Source organism: Halobacteriovorax sp. GB3 (assembly GCF_028649655.1).
In the GTDB taxonomy this organism is placed as follows: Bacteria; Bdellovibrionota; Bacteriovoracia; order Bacteriovoracales; family Bacteriovoracaceae; genus BSW11-IV.
Genome location: NZ_JAQSLN010000002.1, coordinates 18,967 through 45,016, shown reverse-complemented (window position 1 = coordinate 45,016; position 26,050 = coordinate 18,967). Strand labels below are relative to the sequence as shown.

At 35.3% G+C, this 26,050-nt stretch carries 18 protein-coding genes; 7 read left to right on the top strand and 11 right to left on the bottom strand.

Annotated elements, in window-relative coordinates; all coding sequences use genetic code 11:
• Position 1: 1 nt before the first annotated feature.
• The 7 genes from HBN50_RS04920 to HBN50_RS04890 form a co-directional block, all read right to left on the bottom strand.
• A complete protein-coding gene (locus HBN50_RS04920) occupies positions 2 to 253 on the bottom strand; it encodes a hypothetical protein (protein ID WP_273868396.1) in 252 nt (83 codons plus the stop codon).
• A complete protein-coding gene (locus HBN50_RS04915; RefSeq protein ID WP_273868395.1) occupies positions 250 to 1,155 on the bottom strand; it encodes a tetratricopeptide repeat protein in 906 nt (301 codons plus the stop codon). Before HBN50_RS04915 ends, HBN50_RS04920 begins: the two co-directional genes overlap by 4 nt.
• The gene (locus tag HBN50_RS04910; RefSeq protein WP_273868394.1) at positions 1,155 to 4,034 is read right to left on the bottom strand and encodes a tetratricopeptide repeat protein; all 2,880 of its coding nucleotides are present in this window, start codon (positions 4,032 to 4,034) and stop codon (positions 1,155 to 1,157) included. Before HBN50_RS04910 ends, HBN50_RS04915 begins: the two co-directional genes overlap by 1 nt.
• Positions 4,031 to 5,446 carry a hypothetical protein gene (locus HBN50_RS04905; protein WP_273868393.1) on the bottom strand — a complete coding sequence of 472 codons (1,416 nt, stop codon included), beginning with the start codon at positions 5,444 to 5,446 and terminating at the stop codon, positions 4,031 to 4,033. The genes HBN50_RS04910 and HBN50_RS04905 overlap by 4 nt, the downstream gene beginning before the upstream one ends.
• Before the next feature lie 8 nt (positions 5,447 to 5,454).
• A complete protein-coding gene (locus tag HBN50_RS04900) occupies positions 5,455 to 6,159 on the bottom strand; it encodes an outer membrane beta-barrel domain-containing protein (protein ID WP_273868391.1) in 705 nt (234 codons plus the stop codon).
• Between the two features lie 79 nt (positions 6,160 to 6,238).
• On the bottom strand, positions 6,239 to 9,511 hold the full coding sequence (locus HBN50_RS04895) for a UvrD-helicase domain-containing protein (protein WP_273868389.1): 3,273 nt from the start codon (positions 9,509 to 9,511) through the stop codon (positions 6,239 to 6,241).
• A 5-nt stretch (positions 9,512 to 9,516) separates the two neighbouring features.
• Complete coding sequence (locus HBN50_RS04890; RefSeq protein WP_273868388.1) at positions 9,517 to 11,871, bottom strand: PD-(D/E)XK nuclease family protein; 2,355 nt, start codon at positions 11,869 to 11,871, stop codon at positions 9,517 to 9,519.
• A 77-nt stretch (positions 11,872 to 11,948) separates the two neighbouring features.
• On the opposite strand from HBN50_RS04890, the gene HBN50_RS04885 reads away from it, so the two are divergent.
• Complete coding sequence (locus tag HBN50_RS04885) at positions 11,949 to 12,785, top strand: Hsp33 family molecular chaperone HslO (protein ID WP_273868385.1); 837 nt, start codon at positions 11,949 to 11,951, stop codon at positions 12,783 to 12,785.
• Here the strand turns inward: HBN50_RS04885 and HBN50_RS04880 are convergent.
• On the bottom strand, positions 12,782 to 13,783 hold the full coding sequence (locus tag HBN50_RS04880) for a hypothetical protein (RefSeq protein ID WP_273868384.1): 1,002 nt from the start codon (positions 13,781 to 13,783) through the stop codon (positions 12,782 to 12,784). The genes HBN50_RS04885 and HBN50_RS04880 overlap by 4 nt on opposite strands.
• A 184-nt stretch (positions 13,784 to 13,967) precedes the next feature.
• On the opposite strand from HBN50_RS04880, the gene HBN50_RS04875 reads away from it, so the two are divergent.
• The 5 genes from HBN50_RS04875 to HBN50_RS04855 all read left to right on the top strand — a co-directional run bounded on the left by HBN50_RS04875 (position 13,968) and on the right by HBN50_RS04855 (position 22,623).
• Entirely contained in the window at positions 13,968 to 16,001 is a 2,034-nt protein-coding gene (locus HBN50_RS04875; protein WP_273868383.1) for a (Fe-S)-binding protein, read from the top strand.
• Positions 15,994 to 17,901 carry a hypothetical protein gene (locus tag HBN50_RS04870; protein ID WP_273868381.1) on the top strand — a complete coding sequence of 636 codons (1,908 nt, stop codon included), beginning with the start codon at positions 15,994 to 15,996 and terminating at the stop codon, positions 17,899 to 17,901. The genes HBN50_RS04875 and HBN50_RS04870 overlap by 8 nt, the downstream gene beginning before the upstream one ends.
• Positions 17,888 to 18,952: a hypothetical protein gene (locus HBN50_RS04865; protein WP_273868380.1), complete on the top strand. Its 1,065-nt coding sequence runs from the start codon at positions 17,888 to 17,890 to the stop codon at positions 18,950 to 18,952. The genes HBN50_RS04870 and HBN50_RS04865 overlap by 14 nt, the downstream gene beginning before the upstream one ends.
• Positions 18,949 to 19,845, top strand: a complete 897-nt coding sequence (locus tag HBN50_RS04860; protein ID WP_273868379.1) for a hypothetical protein — start codon at positions 18,949 to 18,951, stop codon at positions 19,843 to 19,845. Before HBN50_RS04865 ends, HBN50_RS04860 begins: the two co-directional genes overlap by 4 nt.
• A gap of 102 nt (positions 19,846 to 19,947) precedes the next feature.
• Positions 19,948 to 22,623, top strand: coding sequence for a valine--tRNA ligase (locus HBN50_RS04855; protein ID WP_273868378.1), 2,676 nt, complete (start codon positions 19,948 to 19,950; stop codon positions 22,621 to 22,623).
• Between the two features lie 33 nt (positions 22,624 to 22,656).
• Here HBN50_RS04855 and HBN50_RS04850 read toward each other — a convergent pair whose 3' ends face one another.
• The 3 genes from HBN50_RS04850 to HBN50_RS04840 are packed head-to-tail and all read right to left on the bottom strand — an operon-like array spanning position 22,657 to position 24,763.
• Positions 22,657 to 23,592, bottom strand: coding sequence for a hypothetical protein (locus tag HBN50_RS04850; RefSeq protein ID WP_273868377.1), 936 nt, complete (start codon positions 23,590 to 23,592; stop codon positions 22,657 to 22,659).
• 57 nt (positions 23,593 to 23,649) lie between these two features.
• The gene (locus HBN50_RS04845; RefSeq protein ID WP_273868376.1) at positions 23,650 to 24,312 is read right to left on the bottom strand and encodes an EI24 domain-containing protein; all 663 of its coding nucleotides are present in this window, start codon (positions 24,310 to 24,312) and stop codon (positions 23,650 to 23,652) included.
• A gap of 10 nt (positions 24,313 to 24,322) precedes the next feature.
• Positions 24,323 to 24,763 (bottom strand): DUF309 domain-containing protein, encoded by a 441-nt coding sequence (locus tag HBN50_RS04840; protein ID WP_273868375.1) that lies wholly within the window; start codon positions 24,761 to 24,763, stop codon positions 24,323 to 24,325.
• Between the two features lie 137 nt (positions 24,764 to 24,900).
• Between HBN50_RS04840 and hisC the strand changes: the two genes are divergently transcribed.
• Positions 24,901 to 26,046, top strand: coding sequence for a histidinol-phosphate transaminase (gene hisC / locus HBN50_RS04835; protein WP_273868374.1), 1,146 nt, complete (start codon positions 24,901 to 24,903; stop codon positions 26,044 to 26,046).
• Positions 26,047 to 26,050 lie beyond the last annotated feature (4 nt).

Below are 26,050 nucleotides of genomic sequence, written 5' to 3'. Positions count from 1 at the left end.
CCTACCTTACTCTCTCAATACCTTTTCTAATTTCGGCATTAAAATTCTTTCTATATGGCAATCTGTTCTTAAATCTTTTTGCAAAACGTGGCGAAATACTTAGAGAATCGGGTGCCCCAGTTTCTCCTTCAATCACGATATTTTCGAAATCAAAACTTTCGAACTTCTTATATTTGTAAATAATTTTTTCCTTTCCACCTTGAGCAAAAGAACTCACTGAAAGAAATAAAAAGATGAGTGCGAGGACTTTCATTTCCCCTCCCTAATGATTTTAGTTATTTTAACGTAGTACTTAGAAAAATCTGGAGTTAAAGAAGCTTCCACACCTTTGAGAACATTTAGCGCCTGATCTTTTCTTCCAAACTTATAGAGTGCATATCCCATAGAAATAGAGACTTGCGGTTTATTCATAACATCTGAAGGGAGAAGACTAAAGGCCTGAACCGCTTTCGCATAATTCCCTTTCATCATATACAAATGGGCCAGTCCATTTACTATATCAACGTCTTTATTGTTACGCTTATAAAGGGCAACTAGCAGTGGCTCAGCTTTTGTTATAAATCCATATTGCAAATAAAGCATTGCTAAATTGTATGCTGGAGTTAACGAAAATTGATTCAAATCATAGGCTTCTTTGAATGCGGCCATCGCTTTTTCTTTGTTACCATTTTTAAAATGAATAATGCCGATGTTATTAATCGCAGGTGAGTAATCCTTAACGAGATCACGTGCTTTATTGTAATAAAGTAGAGACTTTCTTGTTTCACCCTTTAAAAGATAACACGTCCCAACTTGGTTCCAATAAGAAGCATTATTCTTAAGTTTTTTATATGTACGATCAAATTTATTAAAAGCAGCTACAAAGTTATTTTGATAACACAATGAGATAGGCTTAGAGATTGGATCATTTTCATCAACAAGATCCATTAATCTCGAAGGCGGAATTTTTGCCATTGTTTCAACAGAAACAGAATCCTGCTCCTCTATATCTCCCGAATAATAGTCATCACCTTCATCGTAGCTAATTTCTTCTACTGGCTTGAAGTCAGCGTTATCAATCCAATAAAATGGGACATCTTTATTAACAACCTCTTTTTTTGTAGAAGTTCCACAAGAGGCCAGTAGTACAAGTGATATTAGAATAAGATATTTCATTATCTTCTCCCTCCACGGTCCATAATTACTGGGTCTTTAAGTGGAATAAATTCAGTTACATTATCGAGACCACTATTAAGAAAGAATCCATTGTCTCTACTCAAAATATTATATTGAAAAATATTTTTCTTCGCTTCATCTCTTAAGCTAGAAGCCTTTTGTAAGATAGGATTCGCAATTTGGGCCATACTTCCTTTGAAAGATTTTACATACTCAGGACTTTTTCCAGGAGGTGTGAATTCTCTAATCTCTTCACCAAATTTTTCATAAGAATTAACGAGTAAGCGATATGCTGCGACCATTCCTTTCCCAGATCTCAACTTGAAAATCTCAACTGTTCTATCAGTAAGGTTATTGATCATTGAAAATTTCTTTTTCAAAAGATTGTTATATGTCTTCTCAGGAAATTGAAGATTCGTTCTCTCAAACTGACGATACAAGCTCTCTAGTCCTTCTAATTTATAGAGAGCGATTACATCAAGTGCTTCAACTGGGTACTCATCTTTTCTTCTGGATGTCGTATAGTTTCTAATGAGCTTTCTTCTTGTGTCAGCAGCATTAGAAGCACGCCCACTATCTTTGTATACGTCGTAGAGTTTCACATAATGAGCGGCGACAAGAGGTCTCAAATAATCGACTTTATCTAGTTCAGCAATCAAACTACTGTATTTAGACCATCTTTTCTCTTCGTAGAAAGCATTGAGCATCTCTACTTTAAGATCATTAACTTTTTTCTTAGAGACTCCACATGAAGCTGCTTGATAAACAAGAGCTTCTGCTTTCTTAATATTTTTCTCTGCCAAATTCATGATAACAGCATTCTTAACAAAGAGATCTTTGTTCTTGCTTCTCTGTCTACAAAGTTTTTCAAATGCCTTTTCTGCAATTTCTGCGGCATAAGCAACTCTTCTTTGATTAAAAAGGTCTCTAGATGTAACGAGAATACTATCTTCGTAAGTCTTAACATCTTTATTCGTCATATGACTGATCGCTCTTTCCATCCACTTGTATGACCTTTCGGCATCACCAAGTTCATAGAAATAGACGGCCATGTTATAGGCAGCTTTCTTTCTTGCTTCAGGAGAACTTTCTTTAGATTTATATACTTCAAAGTAAATTCTTAAGGCCTTTACCTTGTCACCTTTACTTTGAGCATTTTTAACCCCTTCAAACTGCATCGTTAATAGAAGTAAATTTACTTGCTTTGCATATTTTGGAGAAACACGAAATGTTCCATTTTTAATTAATGCTACCCATTTACTAATTCCAGCTCTATCTTTTTTATCTTTGTAAAAGTCCATAATCTCAGCAAGCATCGCTTCCTGTTTTTGACTTTGCTGTGGAAAAAACTTTCTAAAACGAATAAGGATCGATTCGGCCTTCGCCACATCCTTAGCGTCGATATAAAGAGCAAACAGCTTTTGGTATACGTCTAAAGATTTTTTACCTCTTGGATTTTCTTTTAGAAAAGATTCAAGGGCCTTGGCCATATAAAGATCTTTTGTCTTTTTTGATACCCCTTCACTTCCTAGGGCTGCAATCATCCCTTCTGTAGATTTTCTCTCTATTTTTCTATTTCCAGATTTTTCAGCTTCATTTTTAGCAAGCTCATAATACTTAATCGCAGAATCAAAATCTTTAATGGCATACATTGTTTCACCAGAAAGATAATAAGCTTGCGCGGCCATTTTAGGTACAATCAAAGCATAAGTTGAAAAATAACGGACAACTAAATCCGCTCGTCTTCTTCTTTCCTTAGGTCTTCTTTCGTATAGATTTCCTACGACTTGCTTTTGTAAGATGGCCCCACTTCTTTTAACGTGGTATTCGAGGATTTCTTTTTGGTCTTTATTAAGTTCACCTTTTTTAAAGGAATCAGTCATTTTTTCAATAACTGCGATATGTAGATCTTGCTTTCCAAATCTCTCATAGATACTTAATTGCTTTGAATAGATTTCATTTTTCGTATATGTATCTGGATTGTTTCTAAGGGCATCTCTATAGATCCCCTCTGCTGAGTCATACTTGGCTTTACTTTCAAGATAGTTCCCAAGACTCAAAAGCTTTTTAGCGACATCACCACCAGTTTTTTTGAAAGAGCTAACAGCTGTTTTTACAGACCCTGACTCTGCGTAGAAGATCGCTAAATCCCTGCTTGCTTGATTACTCATATCGATGTACTTAGAGTTTGAACTCATACGTTCAACATCTTTCATCAAGTCGATTGCTTTACTTTTTAAGTTAAGACGATAGTAACACCATGCTAAATTGTAAGCATCTTTAGTCCACCACTTATCTCTTAAAGATTTTTTAGAAAGAGCTTTTTCATAAAGTGGCCTAGCTTTGGAATATTGTTGCTTATTATAGTAAATTTCCGCGAGCGCTAAATGAGACTTCACACTCGTCATACTATTGAGGTTAGAATTTTGTACTGCAAGTTGAAAATATCTCAATGCTTTTGCATCTTGATTAAACTCTTTAGCATTATAAGCTAAGATGTAGTAGACATCCCCTTTACCGGAGAAGTTTCTAAACTTATTAAGAATTGAAACACTTGTCTTTTCCGCTTGCTTAAAATATTTACGAGATTCACCAAAGAACTTCCCCTTATTGATATTCATCCTCTTTCTTGGTGGAATCTGTAGGAACTTTTTATTCTCTGCTTCTCTTGTGATTCTTGCTTTTTCAAGCCATAATTCGGCCATTCGAATCATAAGACTTGGTCGACCTCCATTACTTTGCTTATTAAGACGAACGATCTCTCTCAATTCTTCATCAATAATAGACATTAACTCCTGTCTTCTGGAGTTAACATCAGCATAAGCTTGTAAATTTGATATAAGTAAAAAAAGTACTAAAACTTTCTTTAATTTACTCATTCTCTACACTCCGATTTTAAAGAGAAGACATAGTCACCTAATTCATCGGCCCAAAACTCACCGTTAAATGACCAGAAATACTGCTTATCAGTTCTCTTTAAATTTTTAAGATCACCTCTTTTTTCAGAAACTCTCTCATCCAAGTAAAGTTCTTTCTTTCTTTGAGTTAGTACTTCAAGTTTCATATAACTCATGTCTTCAAATGAAGTTTTCAGTTGTCTTAAATATTGAGCGACAGTTTTTCTAACATAGGCTCCAATCAAATTTCTTTGAACAATTAATGTATCTCTTAAATTAATTGTTAGAATTCTCTTTAAGGCCTTACGTCTTGTCCCATTAACTTTATTAATTTCATCGTTTCCATTTTGAAATGCATTAAACATTTCAAGATATGCAGGATCACGCGTGATATTACTTAAAACCTGGTTTAGTAGTTTATTATTTCTACTCTTTCCTTCTTTAAACGATTTAGCTAGAAGGTAATAAGACTTGTAGTTTCTACCCGTTCTTTTATAAAGAGACTCTAGTGTCTGAGTATCTCGTTCATAAGTCCCATAGAATTCATTAACGACTTTCTTTACATCATCCCATAGACATAATTCCATATACGTCAAACCACGTAGTACATCACTTTCAGGATTAAAAATATAATCAAGAACAGGCGCTTTATAAGTTACAAGTTTTCCTAGTGTCCTATTATAGTTTTTTAAATAAAAGCTATTCCAAGCTTCTTCAAAAAGGATTTCAGGCCAAATATATGAACTTTTTGACAGGTCTAAATATGCTAGGTTCGCTTCATCATATTTTCCCCAAGCAAAATTAGCTCTTGCTCTTCCGACAACACAATAATCACGGTTAATACGATATTGATTCTGTCTACGAACATCACTTGTTCTCGAAATTAATGAATCACTACTATCAATACATTCTTCATAAGCTTTGATTGATGTTGCATACTTCTTGTTAATCGAAAAGATTGCGGCTTCTAAAAATAGAGCAAAAGGTTTAACTGGATGATTTCTTCCAATTGTTCCCTTCAGAGTCGCTAAACTGCTTTTATACTGTCTTTTACGAAAATACTTTTTCGCCAAAATATATTTTAGCGTTTGAGAATTTGAATTTTCGAGAGCTTTCTCTGGTAAAATTTCGAATTGCTTAACGCCAACATTTGCGACAACATCGTCAATGAGTAGGTCCATTCCCTTACTCATTTTACGATTTGATTGAAAGAGATACTCTTTAATATAAGGAACAGATGTAAAGTACATGTTATTTCTAACAAGTACTTCGATTACTTTAGGATAGTTTTTTACACTCCCCTTGCTATCAACCAACTGTTTCCAAACTTCATCAACATTGGCACTTGTTGCGAAAGAGAGAAGCAGTGTAAAAATGAAAGTTAACTTTCTCATCTTCCCTCCTAGAAGCTAGCGCTTAAAGATACTGCTAGATCATAGTTTGAATACCAAATGTCTTCAGGATTTGAGCTCTTGGCTTCTTTTGCTTGATAATGAACAGTTGTTAAGTCTAGTCGAATACTCCAACGCTCATCTAAGTAAAATTTAGCTCCAGCATTCCAAAGAATTCCTGTATGAGTTTCATTTAAATCTTCAGAATCAACTTGGTTAATTACTTCATTACGATTATTTTCTTCTTCGATTTTTGCGAGACCTAAACCAAAGATCCAATCCATGTAAACGATTTTATTGAATGTATTAATCTTGCTATAAAATGGAGACCAAAGGACCATCCCACCCATGTAGTTTTGAACTATTCTTCTAAATGGACGAGCACCTCCACCAGCACTCCCCGATGTCCTTACAGAATTTGCTGTATCGTTTTCTTCTCCACTATTCATGGCATAAAGAAATTCAAATCCAAGCTCTTCTTTGAAGAAATATCCTACTCGTCCTTGAATCGAAGTCGCATCTACAAAGGCTCCAGAAGTTGTAATTCCATAACCAGCATTTAAATAAAAACGACCATCTTTTCTAAATTTTCTATTTTGTAAAACAAAGACCTGCTTATCTGGATCAAGCCAAGAAAAATCATAAGTATCTGACTCAGCAGCATTAACAGTAAGACAACCTAAATAGGCTAAAACAATAATCAATAAACTCTTCATACTCTCGCATCCTGCGTTAATTCATTAAGGGAATCCTTCCCATATGATTTCATGAGCTTATTTTAACATGTCATAGAATCTAATCAACTGGGTCTGTTTGGTAGTAACACATCTCTTTAAAGAAACAATTCTCACAGTGCTTCTCATTTACCTGATATAAATGATCTAATTTATTCCACACTTGAGTTATTTGCTCAGACACATCTGCTCTATCAAGAGTTTTTTCTAAAACATTTTTCTCATCAAGGAATAAAAGTTTAATTTTTACATTTTCTAATTCACTATCTTGTAAAAAGAGAGCGTGTGCATAACAAGTTAGCTGAAACCAATACGGAGTTAACTTATCTTCACTTAATGCCCCTGTTTTATAGTCCCAAACTTCTGCTTCTTTTGAAGACTCATTTTTTACAACAAGATCAGGAATACCTGAGATCATTTGTCCGAAGATTGGAAATTTTATTAATTTCTCTGAAATCAATTCAACATCACTTCCTAGACTTTTAATTTCATCAACTCCAAAGTCATAGGCAATTTTGTCCCTCTTCTTCAGATCAGTCGCACCTGTCCCCGTCAAGACGTATTCACTTAAGACTTCGTGAATTAAACTTCCACGCTTTGAAGATGAAACAACAGTTTCCTCAGAAAGATCGATTCTTTTTTGACCAACCTCTAAATCTAAGTCGCTTAAAAAATCAGGATCTAATTTACAAATATTTTGAAGATAAAACTTTCTTGGACACTGACTAAGTGTCGCAAGCTTTGTAACAGAAAGTTCAGCAACAAGTCCTAAGGATGATTTTTGGCCATCTTTTCCTGAAACTCCGATATTATCGATATGAAAAATAGGAGCTCTGTTTTCTAATTCAACTAGAAGAGATTCATCTTCTACTTTCTCAGTTTCAATATATTTTTGAACAACACCCTTTTGCGGACACACTCGCAGACCATCAATCCAAGAATTACTTAGATATGAAAGATCTCCAAGTCTATGACCAATATTTCCCCAATAGAGTCCCTTCACGGCACGAGTACAAGCGACATAGAAAAGTCGTTTAGACTCAGAGAAGTCTTTCTCTCTCGTTAAGAGCGACTCGTAAATATACATTGGCGAACGAAATGCTGTCTTTTGTGAACTATCTTTTTTCCATTTAAAACTACCAGGTAGTTTTCCTAAAAAAAGTCCTTCATTAATACTTCCGCCATTCGTATGAATTCCACCTAAGATGAGATGGTCATACTCTAGACCCTTTGAAGCGTGAGCTGTCATAATTCGAATATTCGGATTTTCTTTAAACTTAAAATCAATGGAATATTTCTGAGAAGAGTTTTGGCGAATTGACTGCCAGATTGTTTCAACATCGCCTAAGCTCAGATCAGTAAGGATCTTAATGGCCTTTAAATTATTTTCATAATTAGAATTTGAAATATTTAATTTCATCAAAAAGTTACAATACGAGTAGTAAATTCCATAAACACTAAGATCATTAAAAAAACAATCTACAGATTCTTCTAAATCCCCTTCAAAATCACAATGTAATAACTCACTAATCCCCATGATTGTAATTAAGCACTGCTTTTTGTCTTTTTCTTTATCTAGTAAATACTCGATTAAGCATGCAAATATCGCAACGATTGGATCTTCATCATTTGGAATCTTAACCTGTGCTGTAAATGGAATATCTGCAAAGATGAGTTTCTCAATGAGATTAAGCGATGGTCTTAGATTTCGATAAAGGACACAGATAGGTTCATTTAACTCATTTAATTCAATAGTTTTATTAAAAATGTACTCTGCTTCGACTTCATTTAACTCCAAATTAGATACTTTAGGACCTTTCTTGAGGTCTTCATCAATTAAAATCTCAACCTTAGTTTCCTCGACGAGTCCCTTTCCAGCTTCTTTTACTTCACTAGGAAACCTCTGGTGCTTAACCTCAACAGTATGATTATCACCACCCTCAAATCCTATTCCAAGACCAAAGACATCATCAAAAAATTGGTTATTAAAATTAATAACATTTTCTTCAGAACGATAATTATTTAAGAGAGATAAATTTGTAGGAACATTTTTAGAACACTCCATGAATACTCCAAGCTCTCCTCCTCTAAAACCATAGATTGCTTGTTTTTCATCTCCAACGCAAAAGAGGCGGGAATAATCACTCTTAATAATCTTGCGAACAATTTCAAACTGTACCCAAGAGGTATCTTGAAATTCATCAATGATTAGATAGTTAAAATCATTATGGATGCGCTCAACAGTCTCTTCGCATTCAAGACCTTTAAGAACATTAAATTCAAGGTCCGAGAATGTAAGCCCAGGGATATTCTGATAATTCGTATTGATATAGTGAAAGGCCGATTTAAAGATCGAATTCCACTGTCCGACAATGGAGTCTTTAAACTGAAAATAGTTAATATAGTCTTCAGCAAACTTCTTAACAAAGTTTTTAAGAGAAGTAATATACTTCATCCTCGCTTGAACTTCTTCAAGCCCCTTTTTGCGAGGAGGCATAATTCGACCGTATTTATTCGATAGTTCTATTATATCTTCAAAGAAATTAACTTTCGAAAAGTCTATGGATTGCAAATAATTCTCAAAATCTACAAGATAAGGAAACCATTTACTTTTCACTTCATCATCATAACTATCAACATCGATTGTATTTAAGGCATCACTTAAGTCCACTCCTGACATTTCGGCCACATCATGAATATGCTTACTAAAATCTAATTCATCACCTTCACTATCCCATGTCTCCCAAAAAATTCTTAAATCAGGATTATTAAAGACTGATTGTAAGGCCCCTTTAATCGAACGTTCATTAAGAACGAGTAACTTTCTTATAGAGTCATCAAGCGACGACTTCTCTCCCTTAAACCACTGATCATATAAAGTATTAATTCTATTTTTCGACTCAATATCACCAATAACCTCTGCATTTGGATTAAAGTCTTTGAAATATCCGCCAGTTAATAACTTGAAACAAAAACCGTGAATTGTAGATACGCTAAGACAATGAATCGCCTCTAAGACAAGATCCCATGGGGTCCCATCTTCCTCGATTTTTTCTTCTAATCTCTTATGAACTCTAAGAGAGAGCTCTCCCGCTGCTTCATTAGTAAATGTCATAAGGACAATTTTTGACAAGTAGGCCCTTAGTTTAAAAACAAATTCTTCTCCATCAGAGAAATTCCCTGTTTTTCTATGGTCTTCTATAAACTTCTCCACGAGATAAACAATATGCTCTACTAGAACAAAAGTTTTTCCCGATCCTGCCCCAGCACTTAGAAGGACTCCGCCAAAATGTTCAATTGCTTTTTTCTGTTCTTCATTAGGTGTTCTTGCCATAAATACTACTTTCTCGGACAGATTTTGTTCACACTACAATATGTACAAACACTGCTTTTAAGAGGTTTTGGTTTAAAATGAGTTTCAACTTTAAGTCTCGAAATCAGCTCCTCAACAAAGTCCTGAAATTCATCAAGCGATTCTTCAAATTCAAAATTTCTTATCTGCTTCAAACTTCCTTTACAAAAATTTCGCTCTGACAGACGTTCAACTAATTCAAGTTCAGGAATTAAGAATTTTGAGTTTTCGATATCTGAAAGGTTCATATATCCAGCAAAAAATAAATTACTGCCCTCTTTCTTCAAGGCTTCGTTGATATAAAACCATAGTTGAATTTTATCAAATTTTAACAACTCAATATTGTCTGGAATGCTACTTATTGATCTTTTAAAATCAATAATAACAATTCCAAGTGAAGTTTTTGCATAGAAGTCGATACTTCCGGAGAAATCGCCGAACTCATTCAAGTTCTTCTCAAAGACGTACTCCATTTTAGGAAAAACATCTTTCAATTTATATAATTCGACCAATCCATTCTTTGCGTATTGAACAATTTCTGACTCATACTTTTCATAGAGCTCTTTAGTTAATACTTTATTCTTTTTCGCGAGATACTCATCAATCTTTTCTCTCGAAAATTCGATAAGTTCATCTTCATTCAACTCATCATTTACTTTAAAAAACTCTCCGAGAACAAAGTGTTCAAGTTCCCCAAGTTCATTAGGCATAAGGTCTCTTTCAAGAACAATATCTGGAGCGATTCTATCGATATAGTTGAAGTAGTACTTTCTTGGACAATCAAGATAATTCTGTAAACGTGAAGCCGAAAGTTTTTTTATTTCTTGCTCTTTATTAATTTTATCTGCAATAACATCTGGACTCTTTTCATTAAAACTCAAGACGATTTCTTGCTGATTAATGAGCTCTCCCCCATCTAAGATATCACTCCATGCAAGATCGTGATCAATAAGTCCTTCTTCTAAAAAGAGTGTTATCTTTTGGTTAACACATCTTTCATGAATCATTCTTTTAATATTTAAAAAATCCAATTCCTTTCTTTGAATCGGTCCTAGAGTTGCGAGAAAAGATGTAATTTCCTCACTAAACTTTTGACCTCCACCTTTAAGAGAGTTTTGCTGACTACTCACACATAAGAGAACATCTTTTTTGGAGTTTTCACTAAATCCCTCTAGGCCATAGACTTGAATACCACTGGTCGATGTTTTCAAGGGAACAAAATATGTTCGCGGTAAATCAAGAGGAAAGACTTCTCTTAATATCTTTAAATCAAAGAAAGTAAACTTCGCATTAATTTCACTAATGTCATAATATTCACGAAGTAAGTCATAGATGACTCTCAAGACTGTTAATAACTTAAAATCTTGATTTTTTAATGTTTCTTTAATTGATTCTTTTAGCTTTGTGATGATTTCTTTCGTTTCATTTGTTTCATTAACAAATTCCTCTAAAAGAGCGATCGCCTTCTTTTCCTCTAAATCGAATAACTCTGCTTTTGTTCTGTATTCAGCTTCTGAAAATGGAACTTCCATTAAAGACTCTAAATTAGGATTCTTTTCAGCAAGAACGATATCGAATGATTCATTTTCTTTTGATGCAAAGAAGTTACGAAGATATTCAGACATTCTTCCTTTAGGATAGAGAATAGTCGGTATTTTCTGATTAATCTCTCTCTCAATTGCTTCAACTTTATTAATTTCTATCCATCGAACCCAATCCTGTCTCGTTGTATGAGAAAAGACCTCACGAGAGTATGGAACATAGACATGACTAGAGCTCGCTAGAGAATTAAGTAGATCAACTTGATGAGCGTTCATATGAGGAAAGCCCCAAAAGATATAGTTTTTATCTTTTTCATGATCTTTTATTTTCAATTTTTCATTTAATAGTACATAAGACTTTTGTTCATCAACAAGAAACTCTTCAAGGTAGGCCCAAAAAAAGCGAATGACATCGGCTAATTCAGAATCAAGAGTCTCTAGAACATCCTCGACCATCTCTAGTGAAAGAGTAAAAGATCTCAATTCAGTAAATAACGTGAATGCTTGAAAAAAAGACTCAGAAGAAGATTCTTGAAACTTAGTTTTCCAAATTGATGCCAAATGAACCATGAGATCTGACTTTCTCATGATCTCTAACTCACCTAGATTTTCTTCAATTTGCTCAGAGATAAATTTAGAAATTGTTACAACATTGGCCATATCAATAGATGTCATTTGTGCTCTAAAGTTATCCGCTTCACTTGGAGAAGGGCAAACAACAATAGTCTCTAAATTAATATCTTTGACAAAATCAAAGGAGAAAACAGTAGATGTATTATCGTAGAGGCTTACGCTTAGCATAAAAAATTTTCCAATGACACTCTAGGTCCAATCATGTTAAGTATTTTCAAATTCTAGCTTTAATAAAGGAATTCGTCATGCTTTTGGAAAGTAGACTTTATACATTTATAGACTCAAAAAATGCATTCACCTTATCTTTTCTAGAAGGTCAAAAGCTTATCCATGATTTGGCCATTATTCATAATATTAAAGGAAAGGGATTTGCCTATTTTAGAGACTCTGTTTTAACGGCCATGCCTTTGATCTCCTATTTAAAGCAAGGTGAAGGTATGGGAATTTTTCTTGATTCTGAAGACCCATTCTTCAGACTGAAAATTGAGGCCAATCAAGCAGGTTACATGAGAACTCTTCTAATTCCGGAAGATTTTCAAGAATTCCCTTCTAAGGTCAGCGGTATTGCTCGTTTAAGTAAGACTTTTCCAAACAACCCAAAGCCATATACTTCAATTATTCAGCTTAATCAGATCGACTTTCATGATGTCATCAATAAAATTATTCAAGAGTCTTATCAAATGGATGCCAAGGTCGTTATTAGTGACAAATCGGACCAATCGATTCTTCTCTCAAGACTTCCAGATAGAAATGTAAACAAAGAAGAAAGAGAAGAGAGAGATTCTCTGAATGAGTACTGGATTAAAACCCAAGCAAAAATTCAAGCAATCTTTGAGAAGAGTCTTAATGAACAGGAAACAATTCAAAAAGCCTTTGAAGATCTAGGGTTTGAATACCTCTCGGGCGTTGATGTTGCATTTAAATGTTCTTGCTCAAGAGAGAGAATGGTCCAAGGAATTCAGAGCCTTTGCCAAACTCATTCAGTTGAAGAGATTTTTGAAAATAAGAACGACATTGAGACTAAGTGCGATTACTGCAAGACTCACTACCTCATTCAGCGTTCTGACCTTACATTGAATTAAAATCCAAAGTACTCAAAAATTAGTTTATTTTCTTGAGGTGTCCACAAAAAGCGCTCGAGCAAGCTGGACTCCTCATATATACCGCAAAAATTTTCGCTTAAAGGGCCGCTAGCTATAACAGGCGACATCAATGCACTCTTTTTATAGCTTATATTTCTTCCTTTCTTTTCAAAATCAAACCATTCTTTTCCAGCTTTAGGAAACTCAATCCGACGGGCAGCTGTTGAAGATAAAACCACAAGGAACTCTCTTCTTAAGTCTTGAGAAGAGAATGTGCTATAAATTTTTTCAATATCTAAAAGGGCCATTCTCGCCTTTTTAATATCTTTTGCCTTCAAGGCATTATAGTAACTGAAGTCACGAATAATAAGCATTGTTTGATTTTGTCGCTTATTTAATTCTTTCCAAATATACTCAACATTCTTTGGTAGACCACTAAAGCATTCACTATTCTGACAAGTTTTGTCGTAGTAAACCTTCCCTTCTTCAAATTCATTCTTCTCTTGAAAATGGAAAAGTTCTCCACTACTTGGAGCTTTTGACATGGACCAGACAATCGATTTAGAAAGATAGTCTTGATTACACTTTAGCCCCTCTTCAAAAGTTAGGTTCTTTGCCCCTCTTTCAAGGATTCCCGTTACAAAACCCTTTTCTTCTAAGTAGCGCCAAACAGGCTTTTGATTATAATCCTCACACTGCCCTTTAATATTCTTCGTCCCCTGGAGCTGGGCAAGAAGTCCACTTTCCGGGTTTGTTCTTAAATCAAAGAAATTATAATTCCACGATTTCCCTAGGCAAATAGCAGACTCAAAAGAAGTAGGAGCATTATTGAGGGCAGAAAATCGCAACATCGCAATCTGTTCTTCATCGAGACCTGGAATTTGAATCCATACAATTTTTGACGGTGCCTTACTAAAAGAATGCTTCTTCATACCGATGGTATCAATTTTGGCACATGAAGCGAGCAGAAACAGAAGAACGATATATAATGCTTTCAATTTTACTTAACCTTGATCATCTATTTAATAATAATTACCTGAATAATATCTTCTAATGAACATTAATTAAAGAATAGCCTTGGTAATAAGTTTCTCATTCAATTTTCACCTTAAATAAACTATTCTAGAGGAAACTGAAAAAAGAACAAAAATTTATTTAACTACTACTTATTAGGGGTTTCTTATGGCCTTCGAATGTACGCCTGGCGACACGTGTCGTGAAATTATGATGCACATCCCACAGTCTTTTAAAGTGGCGATGTATGTACTTCTCTTCCTCAGTATGGGAATTATGATTAAAGGGCTTTATGACAAGCTACTTTTCATTACTTCTGGAGAGGGTTTCAAGGGAATTAAAAAGCTTTTACCTGAGAAATTAAACTGGTCTAGCTTTATGAAGACAGCTTTCCTGACGGGAAAGGTTCCTCGATTTAAGGAAGTTGCTGTTTTCCACGGTCTGATCTTCTGGGGATTCATCATTCTATGGATTGCAACAGATGTCGTAGCAATTCACTATGATACTCCACTAAAGATCTTTCACGGTCCAGTCTATATTGTTGTTTCATTTGCTGCTGACATTGCCGGTCTTATGGTTCTTCTTGGACTAAGCCTTGCTTACTATAGAAGATATGTGAAAAGACCTGACTACCTCACAGCGACAAAGCCAAAACAAGAGATGTTCATGTACGCAATGCTCGCCTCTCTTGTTATTATCGGTTACCTCATTGAAGGTGTAAGAATTTTCCTTGCAGGAATGCCTGTTGGAGAACAAACTTGGTCACCAGTTGGTTGGGCAATCGCTAGAGTTTTTGAAAACCTCGGACTTTCAATTGAAACTTGGGCCATGATCTACAAAGGAATGTGGTTCTACCATATGGCCAACACAATGGTTTTCGTGGCCTCTATTGGTCTTACTAAATTCTCACACATTTTCATGCTTCCATTTAGTGCTCTTGTAACTCCTCCAAGAAGAGGGGCCATCATGAATGCGATGGATTTTGAAAATATGCCAGAAGATGTCGAGACTTTTGGACTTGCTAAGCTTTCAGAGCTTACTGAAAAAAACAAACTAGACCTTTTAACATGTGTTGAATGTGGTCGTTGTACTCAAGTTTGTCCTGCCAATAATGCAGGGAAGCCACTAAACCCTAAAACAATTATCACAAAATTACGTGACTTTGCTTTCGATGCAAAAACTCAAGGTAAAGAAGATGCTGATCTATGGGAAAACCCAATTTATGCATCGACAGAACTTGACTCATGTACAACTTGTGGTGCCTGTATGGAAGAGTGTCCAGCTAACATTGAACACGTAAATGTGATCATGGAAGCAAAGAGATACAAGGCGCTTACACTTGGAGATATTCCAGCAGATGCGGCAACAGCTATTCAAAAAGTTCAAATTAACGGAAACCCTTGGGGTATTTCTCAGGATGACCGTTTCAAGTGGGCCGATGGAATGGATGTTCCAGTAATTGAAGCTGGTAAAAAAGTTGATTACCTCTACTATGTTGGCTGTGCAGGATCTTACGATGCTTCAAACCAAAAAGTAGTAAAAGACACAGTAACCCTACTAAAGAAAGCTGGAGTAAGCTTTGCTGTAATGGGGAAAACTGAGAAGTGTAATGGTGACCCAATTAGACGTTTTGGAGATGAGTATTCATTCTTTGAAATCGCTATTGAAAACATTGCAAACATGAGACAGTACGACTTCGATAAAGTTGTAACTCACTGCCCTCACTGTCTTCACACTATTGGTAAAGAGTATGCTCAATTTGATGACGGTCAATTTGAAACAGTTCACCACACAGAGCTGCTTGCTGATCTTCTCAAGTCTGGAAAGCTAAACCCGAGTAAAAAACTCGACGAAAAGCTTACTTTCCACGATCCATGTTACCTTGGTCGCCACCACGGTGAATACAATGCTCCAAGAGCAATTCTTGAGGCAACAGGAATCCAGATCAATGAGATGGAAGAAAGTAAAGATAAGGCCCTATGCTGTGGTATGGGTGGTGGAAACATGTGGTATGAAATCCATGAAGGTGATCACCTTGCTGAAAAACGTCTTGAGCACGTTGGGGCAAAAAGCGTCGAGAAGTTGGCTACAGCCTGTTCTTTCTGTATGATTAACTTTAACTCATCGAAGAGTGATAAAACAAAAACAGATGGACTTGAAATAGAAGATGTTGCCTCAATTCTTGCAAAAACGATTGAATAAAATCATCATATTTGGCCTGGGAGCACTCGCTTCCCAGGTCGCTTTTTCTTCGTCCTCTTTCCAACCAATCTCAAATCTTAAAACAATTCTAGAACAAGAAAAAAAGAAAATTGAAGAGATTGAGAAATCTTATCAATCCAATTACTCAGAACTTCTAAAATCTCTCGATAAGATTGAAAGTATAAAGCTACACAATGATTACCTTGATTCACTAATTCTGCACTCTCCAGAAAATTATCTTAATGAAGCTCTTAGAGGAGATGAGTGTCGTTTTAACCATCTTTTTGAACATGATCTTATAAAAGGTTCACGCCATTTTAAAGACAATGTACTTGCGATCATCAAGTTCAAGGATAGTCAGAACATCTCTTACATCAGCAAGCAAAATTATTTTGAGATTCTTTATCGAAAGACATGCCTTAATAATAAAGAGTTAAATATTAGCTACACTGGCACTAATGAGAAAGCTGCTCTAAATGCAATTAATCCTAGCTCTCCCAAGTCCTCTGCTGAATGCTCTAAAGTAATCAAACAATGGAGAGAAGATCAAAGATTTCCTCTAATCTGTGGGAAGATTCAATTCATTGATAAGGCAAGAAAAAGAGAACTAAGATATAAAACTTCAAAGAGTCCGATCCCCTTAGCGTTAACATCAGATATTAACAGGGCAAAATCAACAATTTCTTCATTTAACCCATCATCACTGAAGTTTTTTGAGAATTTCTGTTCAAATTTTAATAAACCTCAAAAGTTTTGTGCCCCATATCTAGCGGATGACGTTTGGACAAAAATTAAGAACAAAGAAAAACCAGATTACTTATTCACTCACCTTTGCCGTCTGTCTGGAAAAGGTGAAAATGCTCTTAACAATAGAAAAAAAGAACTCTGCCTAGAAAAGCTTAAAACAGACAAGGAGTTCTGTTCAACATATATTGCCAAAGGATTTAATAGCCTTTTTCCTCATCAAAGCTGTCAGCAAATTTCTGATCAATTAAATAAGTCTCATCTTTTTACAGACTATAAAGATTGTCCTGGAAACTTTGATAACCTCTCTGTTGTAAATATCACGAGAATCATTTCTCATATAAGTAAAGAAAAGAGACTCACAACAACGAATTCTTGTATTAACGAGACCAATAAAATCCTAGCTGAACTCTATACAAAATATGACAACATGGATAATTGGCCTTTAGAAATTTGCTTTCCAAACAAAGCAACAAAAGAAACAGAATGTCGTAAATACATTCCTGGCAATAATCAAAATGAAAAGCTTTCAGAGAGTAATGTTATTGCCAATATTCTCTATCAAAATGAGTCTGCACTATCCAATGTAAAATGCGAACTCGTTAACAGTAACAACTACAATCCTTCACGACTGGAATATGCTTCGGGCTGCTTTATTGTCTTCGATCAAAATAATTGTTCACCTATTCACTGCCCAAAAAAAGTGGTCTTGAATAAGAGAGAGATAAAGTACTTCAAATACCAAGGAATACAGGCCTTTGATTATTTCCCAACTAGCTATACCAAGTCTCAATTCGCTATTACTTCAATGCTTAACAAAGTGTATGAGATAGAGCCTAAAGTCATTCAAAACTTTACTCTTCTCAAATATTTTTTTGAGAAATATTCAAAAGGAATCATTCATGGGCTCGGCTGTGTTGAAGACTTACACCCAGAGTTCTTCTCTCGAAGAAGTATGAACCAGTGCTCACCAATTCCTTTTATCATTGATGGTTTTTTAGAAATCTCTCAAGAAAGCAAAACCCTTATTCTACGTAGTGCAGTTGAAGACATTCACCTTCCAAGAGAAGTTAAGTGGAGTCATATTTTTAACTCTCTTAAAAACTACCAGAAGCTTCACCCTTTAAAGACATGGATGCTCTATGGGATTAAATAACATCATTAAAGTGATCTTTCTTTTCTCCCTCATCAGTCCGTCGGTTTTTGCATCGAAACTTCCTGAATTAGCGACAAAGCAAGATGTCTCAAATCTGAGATTTATCTCAAGCTCAGGGAAATTCACTTATTACCAAAACTCAAATGGGCAATTACTCCTTTCGACAAATTTTAAAGTTTCAACCACTTTAAAGCTTCAGGAAAGAACACATTATTCCCTAACAAGTTCGTATGCGAGAAAACTTATTACAATTGAGGCCAATGAGAATTATCATAATTTTCTAAGTCTTAGAAAACGAAATAAGATCTACACCATTGCCTATGGTGAAGACAAAAGCAAGCTTGTCGGTGAAGGTTCAAATCCAAGGCTTCATTTCAATGACAAATTAATTAGTTTTTACGATACCTATAGTAAAGAAATCTCTCTTTACGATACATCTACTTACAGAGAGATGGCGAAGATTAAAATAAATGGAAAAGTTAATCCTTTTTTTAGACCAGAAATAGCAACATCTGATCTTTCCACCGTTTACTACACAGATATCAATTCAAATGGGGTTCAAGCGATCCTCAAATTAGATAGAAAAACGAAGAAGACAACAGTTTCTCTTAAGGCCCCCTCACCTCTTTTTAAATATGAGTTATGTGAGTCAAAAGAGCGAATCTATATTGGGGAATTTCCTTTATCGAGTAAGAAAGGAGGTTCACTTATTTCTTTTATAGAAAAAGGAAAGGACGATTTTTCTAAAAGAACCATCATCTACAGCTCCGAATCACAAGATTTAGGAAATCTTATCTGTAATAACGAAGCTCAAAAAATAGCCTTTATTCAAAGAGACAAGCAAGCAGATGAAACCGAGCTTGTCGAAATCAATACCCAAGATAAATCGATAAAAAAGCTGAGTGACCTAAAAAATGTCACAAGTGCAATTAACATGGACTCTAGGCTTTTAATCCCTCACTACGGAAAGATCTATCTCGTTAAAGGGGATAATAATCTTCCTTTTATCGACAAATTAGATCAAACAAAGACGACCGAGGTTAGTAAATGAAGGCATTTCTATTTCTAACCCTATTCAGTTTGTCCACTCAAGCAAGCGTAACAAAGAGTATTGAAATCCAAGGAAATAAGATTCCTGAAAAACTTACCGCACTCATTAAATCGATCAATCCAAATAGAGAAATCGACGAGAACATTACAGCAAAAGCTCTCGAGCTAAACAATTTTTTGAATTATCAATTTGAAAAAGAAGTACTCACAAAAGTCGTTCATCTAGAGTATTTGAAAGCTATACTCTCTTTGAAATCGCCAAAAATACTTCCACCAAATGAGACTCTAACTTTTATTAGAAAGATCAATGAAAACTCAAAGAGCATCAATGATCCTTTTGTTAAATCATTGTATGAAGGAGTTATCAAAGATCTCAACGAGATTTACGAGTCCCCTTTCTTTAGAGATTATCTAAGACATATTAGAAGTAAACTCCCTTTAAAGACAAAAGAGATTCGTGAGATCCACAAGCAGTTACGTCTACTCACTCCATGGATCGAAATTTTTGCTAAAGAGGGACCAATGAATCCTCTAGAATTTAATCGAATCAAAGAAAGAATCTTATCTTCAATAATTACTAAGATGAATTTTCTGATTAAGTATAACGCTTACCCGAAAGAAAGTTTTTTTGAATATGTTTCAATTAAAGAAATCCAAAAAGAGAAGTTACTTCCAGATGGACTTCCTCTAATTCCTCTACCTTCAAAGAACTATGTTGCTCCTAAAAATCTCCCCGAAGGTTCTCAAGATGAATGGACTCCCCTTGGAGATGTTTTAGAACTAGAAGAGTCAACAGAGGTGTCGAAAGACAAGTTAAACAAAGAAACAAAAATTGATGACACCAAGGCCGAAAACCTGCCAAAAGGTAGTGATGACTGGCTACTAGAAGAGTAAGTCAATGCTTCCTTGGCCCTATAAATATCTACCCTGTTGTGTTATAAATTCCAAATCGCGATAATGAAATTATATTTACTAATAATTCTAATAGGTTAACTCATGTCGACAGAAAACAAAAACAACGAATTATCTACAACTTACTCTCCAGAGGACGTTGAAAAAAAGTGGTACCAAAAGTGGGAAGACGAGAAGTACTTCGCCCCTAAAAAAGGAAAGCAAGATGAAGGCTTTTGCATCATCATGCCACCACCAAATGTTACGGGAAAACTCCATGCTGGTCACGCACTAGATATTACAACTCAAGATGCTCTCATTCGCTTTAAAAGAATGAAGGGCTACGAGACACTCTTCCTTCCTGGAATGGATCACGCTGGGATTGCCACTCAATCAAAAGTTGAAGAGCAAGTTTGGAATGACCATAAGAAAACAAAGCACGATTATACTCGTGAAGAATTTCTAGAATTAATTTGGAAATGGAAAGAAGAATACGGTGGAACGATTGCTCACCAACAAAGAACAATGGGTGCTTCGGCCGACTGGGATTACTCAATGTTTACGATGGATCCAGAAGCAAATGAAGCCGTAAGAAAATGCTTTGTCTCAATGTATAACGAAGGTCTAATTTATCAATCTGATTATATCGTTAACTGGGACCCTGCTCTTCAATCAGCTGTTTCTGATGCAGAAGTAGAACACAAAGAAGTACAAGGTGCTTTTTATCACATCCATTATAAAGTTAAAGATTCTGATATCGTTCTTGAAGTTGCAACAACAAGACCTGAAACTCTTCTTGGAGACACTGCTGTTGCAGTTAACCCTGAAGATGATCGTTTCAACCACCTAATTGGAAAAACGGCCATCGTTCCAATTTGTAATAGAGAAGTTCCAATTATTGGTGACGAGCATGTTGATATAGAAAAAGGAACTGGATGTCTTAAAGTTACTCCAGGTCATGACTTCAACGACTTTGAAATTGGTCAACGCCACAAACTTGAAGTCATCAACATCCTAAATCTAGATGGAACTCTCAATGAAAAGTACGGACTTGAATTTGCAGGTCTTACTTCAAAGAAAGCTAGAAAGAAAGTAGTTGATAAACTCAAAGAACTTGAACTCTTTGTAAAAGAAGAAAAACATGTTCATCAAGTTGGACACGGAGACAGATCAAAGGCCATCATCGAGCCAATGGTCTCAAAGCAATGGTTTGTTAATGTACAAGATATGGCCAAGACAGCTGTTGAAGCTGTAGAAAATGATACAACACGCTTCTACCCTAAAGGTTGGGAGAACACATATTTCTCTTGGCTAAGAGAACCTAAAAATTGGTGTGTCTCGAGACAACTTTGGTGGGGACACAGAATTCCGGTTTTCACTTGTAAGTCTTGTGATCATCAATGGGCCGATGAAGCGATTGAGCCGACAGGTTGTCCAAAGTGTTCAGAGAAAAACTACACTCAAGATCCAGATGTTCTCGATACATGGTTCTCTTCTGGACTATGGCCACTCTCAACTCTCGGTTGGCCAGACCCAGAAAGAATGAAAGAACGTAAATTTGATACTTTCTATCCAACAAGTGTTCTTGTAACTGGTTTCGACATTATCTTCTTTTGGGTCGCCAGAATGATGATGATGTCTTACAAGATGGTTGATCAAAAACCATTTGATAAAGTTTATATTCACGCCATCGTAAGAGATAAGCTAGGTAGAAAAATGAGTAAGTCTCTTGGAAATGGAATCGATCCAATCGATATGGTTAATGAATATGGAGCAGATGCCTTTAGATTCACACTTGCAGCAGGTTCTGGGTACAACAGAAATATCAACTTAGACCCTGACAGAATTGGTGGTTATAGAAACTTTGTTAACAAGATCTGGAACGCGTTTAGATTTATTCAACCATCTCTAGATAAGGCAGGAATTGAGCTTCCAGAAGAACTAGATCACCACGAGAGATGGATTTTATCTGAACTAAATGAAACAACTAAAGTTATGAATGAGTCGATGGATGAATTTCGTTACGATGATTCATGTCAGGCCATCTATTCATTTGTTTATGACAAATTCTGTTCTTGGTTCATTGAAATTTCGAAGAATATTCTCAATGGAGATGATGAAGCGAAAAAAGAACAAAGAGCCACAGTTCTTCGCTACACATTTAGAAAAATTGTCGCTCTTCTTCACCCTGTAACTCCATTTATTACTGAAGAGCTTTGGGGTTATCTGAAAGAAGAAAATGAAGACCTTCTTATCATCCAAGAATACCCAGAGTATTCACAAGATCTAATCTTTACTGACGATCAGGATAAGATGAATAAATTTGTTGAAACAGTAACGGCCATTAGAAATTTAAGATCGTCTGTTAATATTAAGCCTAAAGAAGAAGTAACTGTTAAGCTCTTCACAGATGAACAAGAGCTCACTTCTTATTTTTCTTCAAATACAGAAAACTTTGCTAGCCTCGCGAGAGTAAAAGAGCTTTCTGTTGAGCAAAAAGATAGCGAGCGTCCAAAGAAATCGATTATGAGTGCTACAACTCATACTGAAATTTTTCTCCCTCTTGAAGGCGTTATCAACCTGGATGAGCAAATTGCTAGACTTGAAAAAGACCTAACTAAAACTCAAAAAGAATATGATAAATACGCAAAGAAAATTAACAATGAGAAGTTCATGAGCAATGCTCCTGACCATGTTGTTGTTGAAGTTAGAGAGAATGCAGCCCTTCTTGAAGAGAAGCTTACTGCGATCAAAGAAAACTTAGAAAACTTTAAGTCTTAATCATTTATATGGCATCGAGTTCTTTTCGATGCCCTATATCTTCAATTTGTCATGTATAAAGTCGAGAACCTCATCTACTACTTTGATAGGCTTCTTTTCTCCACCATCAATGATATCTAAAATCGATTCTTCTTCAAAGGTAATCACAGGAAATGGCCCCGTGAAAGATCCACTCTGCTCAAAAGCAATATCATTTCTTTTAAAATAAAAGCAACTCGTTCCAAGAAATTCACATAAGAACAATACCCATTGCTGATCAGTTAGAACCACATCAACTTCACTAAAATATCTTTGTAAGGCAGAGAGCTCTCCCATATGAAAGAAGTATTCACTCTTATTGTTCAAGTTACTCGTAAACTCTTCTCGATCCTTTTCATCGAGCCAGAAAATAATTTCTTGTTCATAAATCTGATTAACAAGATCGATCCAAAGTAAACTTTCTTTTTCTTTTAATAAATCTTCATAAAAAAAGAAAAATTTTAAAGGACTATTCTTTCTCTTGAATTCTGTTCTCGCTGTTTTATAGATTTCTAAATTTTCTTGCTCAAAAAGCGAAAGCATAGAATTGATTCTTTTTTCAAAGGAGTCAGTATCTTTGAACTCAACTGATTTAGAGAACATAAGTTTTGATTTTAAATCGCGATGATATCCAAACTTAGTTTCTGCTCTAAAAAAGACACCAATCATTGCTCCAAGAAATTCTCCTGAAAGATCAATATACAGATTAATATTAAAGACATCGTGCAGATTCACAGCATATTTATGCATAAAGGCCAATTTATAATCTGCTAGTGGTACTTCATATGTTTTAATTTTTAAATCGAGAAATGAGAAATAAACCCTCTGTCCCTCTTTGCATAAGAGATTAATCTCTGACTCTGGATAGAGCTCTCTCACTTTTAAAAGAAAGGGATAAATTAAAATGGCCTCAATTTTTTCAAAGGGTGCAAGGATTAAGATTTTATGCACAAGGCGCCTCTAAAGTTCTGATATTTTAAAAACTTATCGGCGCCAAATAACTTATCTTTACACTCTCTTCTTCGTAAAGATCGTCGTAAAGTAGATAACCCCAAGAGGGAGAAAGATGACGTTTATTAACGGCAACGAAACGATGAAAACATAGGCCACACCTGGCAGCAAATATCTGACAAAAGAGCTTTTGAAATCATTAACACACTCAGAAACGCTCATTTCATGCCTCGACCAAGAATAATCTAGAAATGTTACGGCCATGAGAATTGCTGAAATAAAGAAGCTAAGTGGAGGAAAAACAAAACCGCAAAGCAAACCAATGATAGAAATCAAAAGAATAAAACCAATCTTTTTAATTTCATTTTTTAATACACGAAAAACCCCTGAAAAAGTAAAAGGAGCTTCTTCGACTCTTCCCCCTAAAATTTTCTCTACTCTTTTACTAATAAGGTCATTAAAAGGTGAAGAGATCAGAGAAACAAAGAGAAAGAAAGTAAAACTTGCGACAAAGAAAAAGAAAATTCCTAGCGTCCATTGTAAAATTGAAGCAACGAGTTCTGCATTTTCAAAATAACTATCGATATAAGTTTTTCCCCATGTTGTCGTACTTGTAACAAACCAACCTCCCAAGTAGTAATAGGCAACGAGTCCAATCACACTTGGAATTAAACTTAAAAGAAGTATTTTTACATCTTTAAACATTATAGAAAGAGACAAAAAAAAGTCCTTAATCATTTGAATCCTCATTTTTAGAAACATCCCATTTATCTGGACTTGAAAAACGAAAATTGAAGAGTTCTTCATATCCATCTAAAGGTGTCGATTCGTTAATTCTACGAATTGCATTTTTAAATTTATGCCAACTTAAATACTTATATAATAAATCTGTTTCGACTTTATTTTTTTCAAGTCGATTAAGTTTATCTTGGGCCTTTTTCATCATACCCCAAGCACCTAAAATATTACCATTTCGATAATGATATAATGAAGCTGCAACTTGGATTATGGCCCAATACACAAAACGAGCATTATCCCCTACATGTTCTAGCCAAAGATCTTCAAGCTCTTCATGGCACTCCCAGTAAAACTGACCATTAAAAAGCTTAATTCCCTCTCGAATCGCTAAAAGATGTTCGTCGCTAAATTGTCCAAAATAATATTTTTCCATCTTGTTCACTATAACCTTTAAACGATCATTTTCCTATGCTGATCGACGTTTGCGCTGCAACATTCAAAGGGAAAGAAAGTGGCACTTAATAATGTTTATGGTACATTGAGAAAAACAACTGAAACGGGAGCACGCACATGGTCAAAAAAGTAGAGTTTTCAAAAACTCTTGTTCCAGAGTATTTAAAAAGCCTACAAGTTTATCAAGCAGGTAAACCTATTGATGAACTTGCAAGAGAGAAAGGCCTCACTAAGATTTCCAAATTAGCTAGTAATGAGAACCCACTTGGACCTTCTCCATACGCTATTAAGGAAATGACTGGAGGACTTTGGGAGCTACACCGCTACCCTGATATGCACGCCTATAATTTAAAACAAGCTCTATGTGAACTTTATGATCTAAAGCCACAAAATATTATTCTTGGTAATGGATCAGAAGGAATCATGGCCTATATAGCAAGGGCCTTTATTCAGCCAGGTGATGAAGTTTTAACAAGTGAAAAAACATTCATTGGTTTTTATATTCTAGCAAGAAGTGTTGGGGCACACTTGAAGACAGTCCCACTCACAGAAGACTATCGCTTTGATGTCAAAGCACTTGCTGAAAATATTACAGAAAAAACGAAAGTAATCTACATAGCGAATCCTAACAATCCAACTGGAACATATATCACAAAAGAAGAATTTGATTACTTAATGGATCATGTTCCTGGTCATGTTCTTGTTATCTTAGATGAAGCATACTTTGAATTTGCAAGACAGGAAGATGATTATCCAGATTCAATGGATTATCGTTACGACAACGTTATAACTTTGAGAACGTTCTCAAAGGCCTATGGTCTTTCAGGAATTAGAGTTGGATATGGTTTTGCCCATGAGTATCTCATTGAAAACCTCTCAAAAGTAAAACTTCCATTTGAGCCTAACCTAATTGCTCAACTTGGTGCAAAAGGTGCGCTCTACGACCAACCACACCTAGAAAGAACGATCAAAGTTAATCACGAAGAGTACTTGCGAACTTTCAAGTTTCTTGAAGATAAGGGTTTCAATCCAATTAAATCAATTACAAACTTTATTACATTCAAGACAGGAACACCTGAAGCAAGTAACTGGCTATTCGATAAACTTCTCGACTTTGGAGTTATTATTCGACCACTAAAAGCAAATGAGATGCCAGAATATGTTCGTGTTTCACTCGGAACACCAGAAGAAATGGACCACTTCTTTGAAGCAATGAATGCGATTCTTCCTGAGTACGATAAACTCTTTGGAAGACCAAACTAAGGAC

What these genes read in the sequence shown, in the direction of transcription:
- HBN50_RS04920 (WP_273868396.1), bottom strand. Translation starts at nt 253, where the DNA reads ATGAAAGTCCTCGCACTCATCTTTTTATTTCTTTCAGTGAGTTCTTTT.
- HBN50_RS04915 (WP_273868395.1), bottom strand. Translation starts at nt 1,155, where the DNA reads ATGAAATATCTTATTCTAATATCACTTGTACTACTGGCCTCTTGTGGA.
- HBN50_RS04910 (WP_273868394.1), bottom strand. Translation starts at nt 4,034, where the DNA reads ATGAGTAAATTAAAGAAAGTTTTAGTACTTTTTTTACTTATATCAAAT.
- HBN50_RS04905 (WP_273868393.1), bottom strand. Translation starts at nt 5,446, where the DNA reads ATGAGAAAGTTAACTTTCATTTTTACACTGCTTCTCTCTTTCGCAACA.
- HBN50_RS04900 (WP_273868391.1), bottom strand. Translation starts at nt 6,159, where the DNA reads ATGAAGAGTTTATTGATTATTGTTTTAGCCTATTTAGGTTGTCTTACT.
- HBN50_RS04895 (WP_273868389.1), bottom strand. Translation starts at nt 9,511, where the DNA reads ATGGCAAGAACACCTAATGAAGAACAGAAAAAAGCAATTGAACATTTT.
- HBN50_RS04890 (WP_273868388.1), bottom strand. Translation starts at nt 11,871, where the DNA reads ATGCTAAGCGTAAGCCTCTACGATAATACATCTACTGTTTTCTCCTTT.
- HBN50_RS04885 (WP_273868385.1), top strand. Translation starts at nt 11,949, where the DNA reads ATGCTTTTGGAAAGTAGACTTTATACATTTATAGACTCAAAAAATGCA.
- HBN50_RS04875 (WP_273868383.1), top strand. Translation starts at nt 13,968, where the DNA reads ATGGCCTTCGAATGTACGCCTGGCGACACGTGTCGTGAAATTATGATG.
- HBN50_RS04865 (WP_273868380.1), top strand. Translation starts at nt 17,888, where the DNA reads ATGGGATTAAATAACATCATTAAAGTGATCTTTCTTTTCTCCCTCATC.
- HBN50_RS04860 (WP_273868379.1), top strand. Translation starts at nt 18,949, where the DNA reads ATGAAGGCATTTCTATTTCTAACCCTATTCAGTTTGTCCACTCAAGCA.
- HBN50_RS04855 (WP_273868378.1), top strand. Translation starts at nt 19,948, where the DNA reads ATGTCGACAGAAAACAAAAACAACGAATTATCTACAACTTACTCTCCA.
- HBN50_RS04840 (WP_273868375.1), bottom strand. Translation starts at nt 24,763, where the DNA reads ATGGAAAAATATTATTTTGGACAATTTAGCGACGAACATCTTTTAGCG.
- hisC (WP_273868374.1), top strand. Translation starts at nt 24,901, where the DNA reads ATGGTCAAAAAAGTAGAGTTTTCAAAAACTCTTGTTCCAGAGTATTTA.